We start from the raw sequence: 13,226 nt of genomic DNA, 5'->3' as shown, positions 1-13,226 counted from the left end.
GTCTAAATCTTCTGGCGCATCACCATTGCTGCTCCGCCTTGGCCGACGTCCCGCATACCAATACGGGCCGCGCCAGGAAAGCGAGGTTTCAACATCCATTCCTTATCCCCACCTACGCCACGGCAGCAGGCAATCGCTGTGTCCGCATGGTCAGCCGTTCACGGCTGATGGTTCCATCCTCGTTCCGCGGCAGAGACTGTAAAATCAACACACGATGGGGGATCTTGGCAAGGTCCACGCCTTCGGCATCCAGATACGCGAAAAAGGCACCCGCATCAGGAACGTTCCCGGCCTCGGGTACAAGCGCTGCGTACATCCTGGCTCCGAGGAGAGGATCTTCCACTATGAAGGCGGCAGCTTCCTTGACGCCAGGATACCCTGCGTAGACAACATCCACCGTTTCAAGGTTGCCGGTGCCGAGGGCATAGTGGCCCGGGATACCGAAACCTGCGATGCCGCCATCCGTCAGTTCAACCTTGATGTTGGTATTCAGAAAACCGGTACCTTCCCAGCGGACTCGCCGCTGGTCACCGTTGATGGTTCGCCATCCGACATCGGGAACCATGGGGCCCTTCACCAGAAGCGTTGGAGCTTGCGTATCCACCTCGTCGGTGACCGCAATCTCAAGAAGGGCTGGCCCGCTTTCACACCCGATCGGCCCGCTATGCTTTCCCAGCGCGGTGGCCTTCATCTTCGCCGAGGGACCTCGCGCCTTGGCAACGAGTGCGAATTCGTCAGCGATGTGAAGATCGATCAGACGGCGCCGCGCAACGAAAGTCGTCGGGTGCGGGGCCGCGATATTCCAGGCTGCAAGTAGCGTCGTCTTGGTGTTTTCAAGTTTACGGTCGAGCGTCTGTGCCAGCGGCCCGGGTGTCATGACGATATCCGCCTGAACCTCGTTGGCATGAGCGGCAAGATTGGCAAGTGAAGTCGGGTGGTGCAGATGCAAGGTGCCGCCGGTGAGCAACCAGGGAACCAGTCCTCCGCCCAGGCCGGTCAAGCCACTAAGCGAATAGGGGAGGACCATCACGCTGGCATCGCGCACATGAGCTTCCTGCACGATCATCTGTGCGACCGATACCCAATGGTTATGGCAGCGGGTAACCGGAACGTTTTCCTCGCCGCTTCGGCTCCAGCAGATGGTCGCGGTGTGGTCAGCCGGATCAGGGCGCTCACTCGGAGTGAACTTCAGATCGTCACCCATTTCGGCAAGCATCGGCCCCAATTCAATCAATCCATCGGGAACGTCCTTGCCAAGGCCGAAAACAAACCGCAACGAGAACAGATCCGCAGCAACATCGCGTGCGGCAACGCCAACCTCGCGTGTTTCCACCCGGTCGGCCGCGACAAATCCCTTGGCGCCTATGGAGTTCAAGGCTTCCAGAACGTTCTTCTGCCGCCAGTGCAATGGCAAGGGAGAAATGATCAGATCTGCTCGCAGGGCTGCCAGGATCGCGATTACGGTATCGACCGTGTTGGGAGCCTGGACACCGACGACATGATCGGATGACAGTCCGACGGTGGTGTAGAAAGCGGCAAGACGATCAATTTCCCGATCGGCTTCGGCATAACTCAACGCTCGGGGAGCACCACCTGTCCAGGTAGCCCTGTCAGGAGCATCAACCAGCGCAAGCCGGTCGGGGTGTTCTGCGGCTGTCTTGCGGAACATTTCATCAAGCGGCACATCGGAACAGGCTCCGCTTTCATGATACTCCGTAGACAGGCTTTCAGGCGTGGCTTTCATCTTGTTTTTCGTCCATTGGTCCGATTATTGCGCCGTGGCCGACCACCAGGTGTCGTACTCGTGGCCGTAAAGCGACTCGTTTTGCGGCGGAACGATCTGCTTCCAGTGCGCCACCCAATCGTCCGCGACATGATAAAGCGGGACCGCGTAGGCTCCCGAAATCAAAACGCGGTCGAATGCGCGAACGGCAGCCACGAATTCGTCGCGGCTCCTTGCTCCGACAATCTCGTCGATCATCGCATCGATCGCCGGTTCATGTGCGCCCACAAAGTTGAAGGATCCTTCCGTTTCCGCTGCTTTTGACGACCAGCGTCCGTATTGCTCGGCGCCGGGAGACAGCGAGGAGAACCAGGTGTTGAACACCATATCAAACTCGCGTTTCGTCCTGCGGTCTTCGAATTGCGACGGATCTACACTGCGTACGCTTGCGGATACGCCGAGCAACTCAAGAGTACGGATATAGGCAAGAGCCAGCTTTTCTTCGTCCTCATTCTTGGCAAGAATTTCAAAGGAAAGCTGATTGCCGTTTTCGGAGTGCAGGAGTTTTCCGTCCTTGAGCCTGTAACCGGCCTTGCCGAAGGCTTCCAGCGCTGCCCGCAGCACTTTTCTGTCACGTCCTGAACCGTCTGCTTCTGCCGGACGCCAGGTGCCGTCCATCACCTCGGGATCGACTGCATCAGGAAAGGGAGCCAGCAATTCCTTTTCCCGGTCGCTTGCCGGACGGCCGATCGATGAAAGCTCGGAATTGTCCCAGTACCCTGCCGTGCGCGTGTAAAGTCCGTAATAGAGATTGCGGTTCACCCATTCAAAATCGAACAGCATGCGCAAGGCCTTGCGCACGGCCGGGTCGGAGAACTGGTCTTTGCGGGTGTTGAATGCGATGCCCTGCATGGCGGCGGGAATCCCGAGCGGAATTGCCCGCTTGAGAACATCGCCATTTTTCACTGCCGGAAAATCAAGCCCCGTTGCCCAACGGGCAGGATCCCGGAACTGCAACGCCTGGACCAGGCCCTTCTTGAAGGATTCCTGCAAGGTCGTCTCGTCGCGGAAATATTCTACCCGGATCTCGTCGAAATTGTCGAAACCGGCTTTGACAGGCAGATCCTTGGCCCAATAGTCCGGGTTCTTCTCATAAACGACGAGCCTGCCTGGCTCGATCGTCTTGAAGGTGTACGGCCCTGTGCCGGTTGGCGGGTTCAACGACGATTTGTCGAAATTCTCCGCATCCGTGGCTGCCTTGGAATAAATTGGAGCCAACGCGATCAACAGCGGCAGTTCGCGGTTTTCACCGTTTTCGAATACCAGCTTCAACCGGTTCGGTGCGGTGACCTGCTTTTCGGTGATGGCCGCATACCAGTTTCGATAGGGCGGGCGCCCCTTGTCGCGGATCACTTCCAGAGAAAAGATGACATCATCGACTGTGACTGGTGTCCCGTCGGAAAACCTTGCATCCGGATTAAGCTCGAACTCGATCCACTCCCGGCTGTCCGGCATGCGCACACGTTGCGCCAGAAGACCGTAAAGGGAGAAGGGTTCCGCATAGGAGCGGACCATCAGGCTTTCCAGAATGTTGTTGCCGAATTCGCGTTCGCGCATTCCACGTGCCGAGGTCCAGCCGCCCTGTACAATGAAGGAATTCAGGCTGTCGAAGGTTCCCTGTACACCAAGCGTGATTGTGCCGCCCTTGGGCGCATCGGGGTTGGCGTAGGGAAAGGGTTCGTCAGGTCCAAGTGCTGGTGTCCCGTGCATGGCGATGGCATGCGTCCAGGGCACGTTTTCATCGTCCGCGCTGACGGGCAGGCTGATTGCCAAGGCAAGCAGGCATGCAGACGAGGTTGCCAAACCGATCGCCTTGCCGGCATGAAAAAGAAGACCGGAAACTATCGAACTACGCATCACCACCGCCGGAGATTCTGTTGATTCTCAGCGATTACAGTAGCACAGGGTTCCTACGGACGCGCCCGGGACAAGCAACAAACCGCAAGATATTCAGGTTTCAATTCGCCAATAGGGGTGCGTTGCAAATCGGCCACCCTCTCGCCCAAATTAAGTGTCTTACCATGGTTTCACGGTTTGAATGTCGTTACGGGCCTTGCGGTTGGTTCCGGAATGGCTCAGAACAACGCGAAAGTTTCGTACACGCACGATTGAGGACGTATCGATGACGAGTGTTTTGAAAAGAGGATTGTTCGGATGTGCAGTAGGTGCGTTCGTAGCCCTATCTTCTTTTGCAGGTGCACCCGCAATCGCCCAGGAAGAAAAAAGCCCATGGACGAAAGCGTGTAACACCAATCCGAACACGCAGAAGGAAATCTGCTTTATTTCGATTGAATTGCGCACAAATACCGGACAGTTCCTGAGTAACATTGCTATTCAGGAAACTGAGGGCGAAGCCCGCAAGAAACTGCTGGTCGCTGTACCGACCGGCGTTCTTATCCAGCCGGGTGTGCGCATTCAGATCGATGATGGCAAGCCCGTACAGGGCAAGTACAGCATCTGCGCACCCAATGCCTGCTACGCTGAACTGGCGATTGATGACTCGTTCATCAACACCATGAAGCAGGGTGGTGAGGTGATTGTGGCTCCGTATAACCAGCAAGCCAAGGAAATCGTCTTCAAGATGACCCTGATCGGCTTCACCAAGGTTTACGACGGCGAGCCGATGAACATTGCCGAGCTGCAAAAGCGTCAGGAAGAACTGCAGAGCGAATTGCAGAAGCGCGCTGACGAAGCGCGTCAGAAGCTGATCGACGCTCAGAAGCAAAGCCAGTAACAGGCTGCTTTGCCAAAATTGAAGAAGGCCGGAACTTTGAAAGTTCCGGCCTTTTTTGTATTCGAAGATCAAGACTGAAAACCGCCGGGAATTGGGACGATTAGTGGATCTCTACGCTGCGCGGTAGATATGAGCCGTCCGTCTGTTCCTCGAAAATCTCTTCAACCTGCGGATGGCGCACCGGTTCGCCGGTCATATCCGCTTCCAGGTTCTGTTCGCTGACATAGGCCACATATTCGGTCTCCTCGTTCTCGGCGAGGAGATGATAGAACGGCTGGTCGCGCAAAGGACGCACGTCCTCCGGGATGGCGTTCCACCATTCTTCCGTATTGCTGAAGGTCGGATCGACATCGAAAATAACGCCACGGAAGGGGTAGATCCGGTGCCGGACGACCTGGCCAATTCTGAATTTTGCCGTTCGCATGGTTACTCGTCCGCATACTGCATGCACTGCCGGGATACCGTGTCGGCAGCCGGCGTGCAAGCATTGTAACATTAAACCTTAGACGACGAGCCTTGCGAAAGTCTAAAGGCCGTAGACCTCCGCGAGTTCCGCGTCCTTGGATGCAACCAGTTTTGCAAGGTCGACGATCACCTTTGCCTGCTTCCAGGTTGCATCATCCTGCATCTTGCCGTCGATCATCACGGCACCGGTTCCATCCGGCATAGCCTCAAGGATCTTGCGGCTAAAGGCGACTTCGCCTGGATCCGGAGAGAAAACCTTCTTCGCGATCTGGATTTGTGTCGGATGCAGGGACCACGCGCCAAGGCAGCCCATCAGGAATGCATTGCGGAACTGACTTTCGCAGGCTGCCGCATCGGAAAAATCACCAAACGGGCCGTAGAAAGGCTTCAGGCCGTAAGACAGGCAGGCATCGACCATCTTTCCGACCGTGTAATGCCAAAGATCCTGCTGATAAGCGGTTCGGCCACCTGCGCCGTCAGCATCTGAAAGGACCGCATAGTCGGGATGGCCGCCGCCCACACGTGTTGTTTTCATGCCTCGCGAAGCCGCAAGGTCTGCCGGTCCCAGGCTCATACCATGCATCCGCGGACTGGCTGCTGCAATCTCTTCGACGTTCTTGACGCCTTCGGCCGTTTCCAGAATGGCGTGGATCATGATCGGCTTGGAAAGACCAGCCTTGGCTTCCAGCTGCGCAAGCAATTGGTCGAGATAGTGAATGTCCCAGGCGCCTTCCACCTTGGGAAGCATCACCACGTCGAGTTTTTCTCCAACAGCAGGAACAATCTCAAGAAGGTCGTCGAGAAACCAGGGACTGTTGAGGCAATTTACCCTGGTCCACAGGCCTGTGGTGCCGAAGTCATTATCCTGCGCCATTTTAATGAAGCCCCTGCGGGCGTCCGTCTTGGCATCGGCGGGGATTGCATCTTCAAGGTTGCCGAGTACGACATCGACGTTCTTGATGAGATCCGGCACCTTGGACCGCATCTTTTCAATATGCGGAGGGACGAAATGGATCATGCGCTCCAGCGAGACGGGAAGTTCGCGATACGGGTCCGGCGCGCCGATTGCGAGCGGCTTGTAGAATGCGCTTGGGGTTTTCATGAAACAGCTGTCCTCCACCAGTTTGAGGAATAGCTATAACGTCAATGCTGCGCTGCAACCATACCCCGAAAGGAGAACAGGCTTAATCGTCTTCCAGGCGAGCCGCTGCTGCGCGCCGGGCCTGCTTCTGGGCAGACGTTTTACCTGGAGGCGCCCACTTCTTGTGGATCCACATCCATTGTTCGGGGTGTTCGCGGATCCAGCTTTCGAAAATTGCGTGGATCCTTGCTGTTGCGACCTCGATATCCGCCTGCCTGTCACCCGTTACAGGCACTTCAACAGCCTGGGCCTCAATCCGGAAATGCACACCTTTCTTGCGTACGACCCGGCCGAGAACAATCGGCACGTTGCAGGACCGGGCGAGCGAAGCCGGGACTGGCGTGGCGTATGCCATCTGGTCGAAAAAGGGCACTTGCACACCGCGCGTTTCCCTGAGATCTCCCATCATCGCGACGATACCGCCGCTTTTCAGGGTCGCCAGGATCTTGCGAGCTGTCTGGTGGCTTTTCGACAAAAGACCGCCTTTGTAGAGGTCTTTCCTCAGCGCCTGCAGGGCCTTGTCGGCCTCCGGATTGCGCAGAGCCTGATAGACGCCGGTTATCTCGATACCGCGCCGGACGGCGGGCTGAACACACAATTCCCAGTTTGCGCTGTGGAATGAAACGAACAAACAGGCACGCTCGCCGTTCAGAACCTGATCGGTGATTTCATCCGCAACTGCTTCAAACCGGTAGTCCTGTTTCAGAAGCCGGTCGATGTGGAATGTTTCGGCTGCCACGCGGCCGAGGTTCTCCCACATCCCACGCACAATCAGTTCTCGTTCCGCGCGCCGCATGCCCGGAAAGGCCTTCTTCAAGTGGCGCAGAGCACGCTTGTGTCTGGGATTGAACGGTGCCAGCCGACGCCAGAATGCACCCATGACATAGGAGGCAACGTCTACGGGGATCAGGCGAAACAGCCAGATGGCCAACGTCAGCGCAAAGCCTTCCACCCGGTTTTGCACAGCTGTGAGCTTCGGGTGTTTACGATGCTTTTTTTTGCGGGACATTACGACCGAATGCTTTCATGTTGTCCGCCCGTCCTGAAAAGAGGGCACTTCCGACCTTGTCCGACTGATTGGGGCCTTGCGATGCGCCCTCAGACCTGATTGGAATGCGGATCACCGAGGTGACCTCCAAGTCACGCGTCCATATCCAAGCCAGGCGCAAGATGCAAGCGCCTTCAAACCCAACCAACCGCGATACAACGCGTCGTCTTCATCTTTGGTATTTGAATGCAGAACGTCATTTCACTGGCTCTTCCGTTTTTCGGACTGATCCTTCTCGGCTTCGGTGCCGGCAAGATCAAGAACCTGCCCGAGGCAGGCCTGAGCTGGATGAACTTCTTCGTGATCTACCTGGCCCTTCCGGCGCTCTTCTTCCGTCTGTTGTCTGAGACACCGATCGAAGAACTCGCAAATGCGTCCTACATTACCGCCACGACCTTCACGACCTACATCGTGTTCGCGATCTCCTTCTGCATAGGTGTGGTCGCAACACGCGGCAACATCGGCGAATCCACGATCCTGGGCATTGCCGGCGCCTATTCCAACATCGGTTACATGGGGCCGGGGTTGACGCTGGCTGTTCTGGGTGAGCAGGCAACCGTACCGACCGCGCTCATTCTGGCCTTTGACAATGCACTGATGTTCATTCTGGCGCCGCTGATGATGGCATTGGCCGGTACCGAAGAAGAATCGATCCTTGGGACCTTGAAGAAGATTGTGGTCAGGATCTTCACCCATCCGTTCATCCTGGCTACGATTGCCGGCGTCTTCGCCGCCGCGCTGGAGATCAAGCCACCTCAAGCGATAGATACGCTTCTGCGCTATCTCAGCAACGCGGCAGCACCTTGCGCCCTCTTTGCCATGGGCGTCAGCATTGCGCTTCGTCCGATCGGTCGGATACCGCTGGAACTGCCGCTTGTGCTGGGTGTGAAGTTGCTGTTGCACCCGATCCTGATTTTTCTGCTCCTGACATGGCTTGGCGGCTTCGATCCCAACTGGATCGCAACTGCAGTTCTGATGTCCTGCCTGCCGCCGGCGACAAACGTCTTTGTTATCGCGCAGCAATACGGGACGTATGTTCAGCGGGCGTCGAGCTTCGTACTGATAGGAACGGCCTTGTCGATCGTCACTGTTACCGGTTTCATCTGGGCGCTGACGAGCGGTTTCCTTCCAACCGGTGGTTAGACGATCAAGCCAGGCATCCCGGTAACAACAAGAGGGCTTGTGGTGAAAGGCAATCCGGAAGTCCTTGCGATATTCGAAAGTTACTCGGCGGATATCCGCGAAAGACTGCTGACCATCAGGTCATTGATCACCGAGACGGCGACGCAGCGCGACGATATCGGAGAACTGGAAGAAACCTTGAAATGGGGTCAGGCCAGCTATCTGACGAAGCGCCCGAAAACCGGAACGACAATCCGGATAGACCGGGACAATTCCGGGGCAGGGGACGTAGCTCTCTATGTCAATTGTCAATCTTCACTGGTGTCTGACTGGCGCACAATGTTCCCGGAACTCGTCTTTGGCGGCGATAGAAGCGTTCACTTCAGTCAAGGCCAGCCGTTGCCAGAAGATGCGCTCCGTCAGATGATCGTCATGGCCTTGACGTATCACAGCGCCAAGCGATCAGCAGCACAGTCACGTGTTTGAAGGCAGCACCAAAAAGCCGTCTATCGATGCAATTGAAACGCGGTTCCCGGTGCAATGCCCTCCCGCATGAGCAAGCGCCGCAACGGACCAATCTTGCCGGCCAGATACATGCCCGCGCTTCGCGCAGCCTGGACCGGCAGAAAGCCTGTCAGCAGTGATCTGTTCAGCATGTCCACCGCGTTTGTCCGTGTCCGGATATCGCTGAACCGTTTCTTCTCATAAGCACTCAAAACGGTCTTGCCACCAAAGTCGGCGTGCGCGCGCACCGCCGATGCCACGACGGAGATGAGGTCCCGGATATCACGCAACGACAGGTTTAGACCCTGCGCTCCGATGGGCGGAAAGACATGCGCGGTCTCGCCCACAAGCGCCAGGCGCGGCCCAACCAGGGAAGTGGCAGTCAGTCCTGAAAGCGGAAAACTTTGTGGTTTCGTAGACAGTTTGAAACGACCCAGAATCGAATGCGCCCGCCGTTCGAGCTCCGCTTCCAGCTCCTCCTCCGTCATCGCCAACAGATCTGCAGCACCGTCCGCAGTTTCCACGCAAACAAGTGACGACTGTCTGCCGGGGAGCGGTACCAGTGTGAACGGACCTGTCGCAGTATGGAATTCGGTCGAGACCTGCTGGTGTGGAAGCCGGTGCTCAAGGTTCAGAACAACAGCCACCTGCGGATACGACCAGCTTTTAACTTCAATCCCTGCCGCTTCACGCAGTGTCGACCGGCGGCCATCTGCGGCTACGGCCAATTTGGCAGAAATCGTCCGACCCTTGCGGGTGACAAGAGTAGCGTGTTCGTCTCCGAACTCGGCACTCTCGACGGTTTCCGAAATCTCTTCAAGTCCGGCTTGCGCAGCACAGAATTTTTCAAGCACTACATTAAGTTCACTGTTCAAGATATTGAAACCAAACTCTTCGAGGCCAAGTTCAGAACTGTCGAAGACCACTTCAGGTGCACGAAAAAGCCGCCCCGTGCTGTCGATCATGCGCATCTTCTTCAAGGATGCGGCGTTGCCTTCTATGTCCGACCAGACGCCAATATCGCGCAACAGATCGATGGAACGTTGCCACAGCGCGGTTGTCCGGCCATCCTTGATTTCCATTGAGGGGGCAATCAGGACGCAGGAAAGCCCCTGCTGGGCCAGAGCAAGAGCTGCAATTCGCCCGGATGGCCCGCCGCCGACGATTGCAATGTCAAACTGTTCCGGCGCGTGGCTGCTGGACATGGTAAAATTCCATCTGATTTGATCTTGAGATCTAAATTGCTGTTTGCGGGCTCAAAATCAACGGGACGAATACACGCAGGGCATTCGAGGTCGACCATGAGTAAGATCAAATGCCTGCTTCGACTAATCCGCTAAGACGTCTCAAGACCCCGGACCAACACGCCACCTTAAGGCCGAAATGACGAGTTTGACCCGCACACCTTCCAATCAGGCCGGTTCCACCAAGCCGGAACAAAACATGCGTGGCTGGCCGCTGGTGCTTGTGCTGGTCTCGATACTGGCCGCCGCCGGCTGGGCATATCTGATTGCAATGGTTGCCGACATGGTACCGGTCATGGATATGAGCGAAGCCGGCCCCGGCATGGTGATTCTCAACAGTTTCAACCAGTTCGCAGGTTTGCCTGCTGAAGCGCGGGCCGCACTTGCGGTTCTTTGCCTGCCGTCCAGCGCAACATTCGGAATGCCAGGTGCGGACATGACGACGGTTGATCTTGTGAAGATCTTCCTGATGTGGGCAATGATGGCCCTTGCCATGATGTTGCCCACGGCCGTGCCGATGCTTCGGGCCTATTACACCGAAATTTCGGCGCAGTTCAGCGGTACGGCAACGCCGGTACTTCTCGTTATCACCGCAATGTTCGGCTATCTGGCGGTCTGGCTTGGCTATGCGGTTGCAGCAACCGCGGCGCAATGGGCTTTGTCAAGGGCAGGTGCCATGACGAATATGATGGCTCCTGCAAGCATGGCTCTGACGACGTCGGTCCTCTTTGCCGCTGGTTTATATCAGTTCACCCCCTCCAAGAAGGCCTGTCTCCGGCGCTGCTGGTATCCGCGCTGGGTGTTTGCCAGTGACGATGCTGGGCCGGGTGCGATGTCTGGCTTGCGGGAAGGGCTGGTGCAGGGCTGGGTGTGCCTTGGCTGCTGCTGGGCGGTAATGACTGTCATGTTCGCGGTCGGCCTGATGAACATCGTCTGGATCGCGCTACTCGGCGCGTTGATGGCCATTGAAAAGACGTTCCCGAGCCGCATTCTGCCACCTGCCATCGGGGCTGTTCTGCTGGTCTGGGCAGGTATCCTCGTTTCCCTCATCCTTTTGGGAAATGCGGCAACCTAAATTCACTGCTATTGGTGCGGGGACTGTTTTTTAGGTTCACACTGTCATACGATTGCAATAAAGGACCGTATCAGCGTCAGTGTGTGATCCATGGGCCAGCGGGTCAATCGTGAACCGCACACATCTCAGAACGCAAATGCACCAGTTTACTGCGTTCAGATCATAAAGTGAGGGAACCCCGTGGCGGATATTACACCAGGTAAAGAGAGGACTGAGCCCGCTCTGTTCCTGATCCATATCCTGACGGCTTCCGGTGCTCCGATCGCTCTTATTGCCCTCTTGGCAGGTGCGCGTGAAAACTGGGCGGAGATGTTCGCCTGGCTTGGACTCGCGTTTTTCATCGATGGCATCGATGGCCCGCTGGCGCGCCGTTACAAGATTGCGGAGCGTCTGCCTCGCTGGTCCGGTGCCTCGCTGGATTTCGTGATCGACTACGCCACTTACGTGTTTCTTCCCGCTTTCGCGCTTTCCTGGAGCTTGATGCTGACAAGCCCTTGGAACTGGATTTGTGGCGGGCTCGTGGTCTTTACCGGCGCTCTTTATTTCGCCGACAACGGCATGAAGACACCCGACGGCTCCTTCAAGGGTTTTCCCGCTGGATGGAACATGGTCGTTTTCGGCCTCATGGTTCTGTCGCCATCGCAAAGCTTCACGATCATGTTCGTGCTCTTGTGCTGCGCACTGACGTTCGCACCGGTCCGCTTTGTCCATCCTGTCCGCGTGCGTCGCTGGCGCATGATTACCTTGCCGGTGACATTGCTCTGGATGGGATTGGCCGCCTACGCAATTCTGGATGGTATGGTTTTGAACGGCCCGCTCGCATGGGCATTCACGGCTGCCAGCTTCTATTTGCTGCTGGTCTCTGCTGTTCAGCAATTGCTCGACAGGGTCGACTGACCTTTCCCTACATTCAAAATAAAGTTTTGGCACTGGCGCGAACCAAGGTGCCGGTGTTGTGCCGCGCTTTCTCTTGAAGCGCTGACCGGAAGGAAGCGTCACGAACGCCTGATGCCATTTATGCTTCGGAATGACCTTTTCCGATGGCGTTGAAATCATTTATGGTCTTGCCAACTTCAATTGCCGCAAGACCAAATCGGTCTCGGCCCATCACCCCGGGGATAAAGTCATGGTTCAAGCAATCTGCGTACACGAAACCGGTGGACCGGATGTCATGCGCTGGGAACATATCGAAGTAGGTGAGCCCGGCCCAGGTGAGGCGCGCATCCGCCATACGGCAGTCGGCCTCAATTTCATCGATACCTATTTCCGCTCCGGCCTCTATCCAGCTCCTGCCGGCGTGCCGTTCAGCCCCGGCAACGAGGGGGCAGGGGTCGTGCAGACGGTCGGTGAGGGTGTGATACATCTCAGCCCCGGCGACCGTATTGCCTACGTTGGCCCGCTCGGTGCCTACGCGCAGGAAAGAATTGTGCCCGCTGATCGTCTTGTCGTCCTGCCAGACGGGATTGATGACAAGACCGCTGCCGGCATGATGCTGAAGGGGATGACGGCACAGTACCTTCTGCGCCAGACCTATTCCGTTGGCCCGGACACGACACTGTTGTTTCACGCTGCTGCCGGAGGCGTCGGCCTGATTGCCGGTCAATGGGCGGCACATCTCGGCGCCACTGTCATCGGCACTGCCGGTTCGGAAGCAAAGGTCGAACTTGCAAAGGCACACGGCTACCAGCACGTGATCAACTACCGGACTGAAAACTTTGTCGACAGGGTAAAGGATATTACCGGCGGCAAGGGCTGCGATGTTGTTTATGACAGTGTCGGCAAGGACACATATCCCGGATCGCTCGACTGCCTGAAACCGAGGGGCCTTTGGGTCACTTTCGGTCAGTCCTCCGGGCCGATTGCTGACTTCAACCTGGCGCTCCTCGCCCAGAAAGGCTCTCTGTTCGCAACCCGGCCGACGCTGTTCAGCTACATCGCCAGCCGCGAAGCACTGGAAGCGACCGCGGGCGAATTGTTCGATGTCGTCCAGAAAGGCATCGTCAAGATCGGCGTCAACCAGGAATACAGGCTTGCCGATGCCGTTCAGGCGCATCAGGACCTTGAAGGCCGCAAGACCACCGGCACCACGGTCCTGATCCCCTAAGAGCAG

At 56.9% G+C, this 13,226-nt stretch carries 12 protein-coding genes; 6 read left to right on the top strand and 6 right to left on the bottom strand.

Annotated elements, in window-relative coordinates; all coding sequences use genetic code 11:
• Nucleotides 1–112: 112 nt before the first annotated feature.
• Together FIU93_RS20265 and FIU93_RS20260 are read right to left on the bottom strand one after the other, a co-directional pair.
• Nucleotides 113–1,744, bottom strand: a complete 1,632-nt coding sequence (locus tag FIU93_RS20265; RefSeq protein WP_152506552.1) for a class I adenylate-forming enzyme family protein — start codon at nucleotides 1,742–1,744, stop codon at nucleotides 113–115.
• 24 nt (nucleotides 1,745–1,768) lie between these two features.
• Nucleotides 1,769–3,640: an extracellular solute-binding protein gene (locus FIU93_RS20260; protein WP_152506551.1), complete on the bottom strand. Its 1,872-nt coding sequence runs from the start codon at nucleotides 3,638–3,640 to the stop codon at nucleotides 1,769–1,771.
• A 265-nt stretch (nucleotides 3,641–3,905) separates the two neighbouring features.
• Between FIU93_RS20260 and FIU93_RS20255 the strand changes: the two genes are divergently transcribed.
• Nucleotides 3,906–4,517: an invasion associated locus B family protein gene (locus FIU93_RS20255; RefSeq protein WP_022998645.1), complete on the top strand. Its 612-nt coding sequence runs from the start codon at nucleotides 3,906–3,908 to the stop codon at nucleotides 4,515–4,517.
• Between the two features lie 100 nt (nucleotides 4,518–4,617).
• Here the strand turns inward: FIU93_RS20255 and hspQ are convergent, their stop codons facing one another.
• The 3 genes from hspQ to FIU93_RS20240 form a co-directional block, all read right to left on the bottom strand.
• Nucleotides 4,618–4,941 (bottom strand): heat shock protein HspQ, encoded by a 324-nt coding sequence (hspQ, locus tag FIU93_RS20250; RefSeq protein ID WP_022998644.1) that lies wholly within the window; start codon nucleotides 4,939–4,941, stop codon nucleotides 4,618–4,620.
• A gap of 102 nt (nucleotides 4,942–5,043) precedes the next feature.
• A complete protein-coding gene (locus FIU93_RS20245) occupies nucleotides 5,044–6,084 on the bottom strand; it encodes a CoA ester lyase (RefSeq protein WP_152506550.1) in 1,041 nt (346 codons plus the stop codon).
• 82 nt (nucleotides 6,085–6,166) lie between these two features.
• Complete coding sequence (locus tag FIU93_RS20240; RefSeq protein ID WP_152506549.1) at nucleotides 6,167–7,132, bottom strand: lysophospholipid acyltransferase family protein; 966 nt, start codon at nucleotides 7,130–7,132, stop codon at nucleotides 6,167–6,169.
• A gap of 225 nt (nucleotides 7,133–7,357) precedes the next feature.
• Between FIU93_RS20240 and FIU93_RS20235 the strand changes: the two genes are divergently transcribed.
• Together FIU93_RS20235 and FIU93_RS20230 are read left to right on the top strand one after the other, a co-directional pair.
• Complete coding sequence (locus tag FIU93_RS20235) at nucleotides 7,358–8,314, top strand: AEC family transporter (protein ID WP_062488760.1); 957 nt, start codon at nucleotides 7,358–7,360, stop codon at nucleotides 8,312–8,314.
• Between the two features lie 42 nt (nucleotides 8,315–8,356).
• On the top strand, nucleotides 8,357–8,779 hold the full coding sequence (locus FIU93_RS20230; protein ID WP_152506548.1) for a DUF1801 domain-containing protein: 423 nt from the start codon (nucleotides 8,357–8,359) through the stop codon (nucleotides 8,777–8,779).
• 20 nt (nucleotides 8,780–8,799) lie between these two features.
• Here the strand turns inward: FIU93_RS20230 and FIU93_RS20225 are convergent, their stop codons facing one another.
• Complete coding sequence (locus FIU93_RS20225) at nucleotides 8,800–10,002, bottom strand: UbiH/UbiF family hydroxylase (protein WP_152506547.1); 1,203 nt, start codon at nucleotides 10,000–10,002, stop codon at nucleotides 8,800–8,802.
• Between the two features lie 178 nt (nucleotides 10,003–10,180).
• On the opposite strand from FIU93_RS20225, the gene FIU93_RS20220 reads away from it, so the two are divergent.
• The 3 genes from FIU93_RS20220 to FIU93_RS20210 all read left to right on the top strand — a co-directional run bounded on the left by FIU93_RS20220 (nucleotide 10,181) and on the right by FIU93_RS20210 (nucleotide 13,220).
• Nucleotides 10,181–11,116: a DUF2182 domain-containing protein gene (locus FIU93_RS20220; RefSeq protein WP_152506546.1), complete on the top strand. Its 936-nt coding sequence runs from the start codon at nucleotides 10,181–10,183 to the stop codon at nucleotides 11,114–11,116.
• 180 nt (nucleotides 11,117–11,296) lie between these two features.
• Nucleotides 11,297–12,013: a CDP-alcohol phosphatidyltransferase family protein gene (locus FIU93_RS20215; protein WP_062488756.1), complete on the top strand. Its 717-nt coding sequence runs from the start codon at nucleotides 11,297–11,299 to the stop codon at nucleotides 12,011–12,013.
• Nucleotides 12,014–12,242: 229 nt separating this feature from the next.
• Nucleotides 12,243–13,220: a quinone oxidoreductase gene (locus FIU93_RS20210; protein WP_152506545.1), complete on the top strand. Its 978-nt coding sequence runs from the start codon at nucleotides 12,243–12,245 to the stop codon at nucleotides 13,218–13,220.
• The last annotated feature ends 6 nt before the right edge of the window (nucleotides 13,221–13,226 follow it).

The sequence above is a fragment of the Labrenzia sp. THAF35 genome (assembly GCF_009363595.1).
Taxonomy (GTDB): Bacteria; Pseudomonadota; Alphaproteobacteria; order Rhizobiales; family Stappiaceae; genus Roseibium; species Roseibium algicola.
This window is presented reverse-complemented; position numbering and strand designations above follow the sequence as displayed.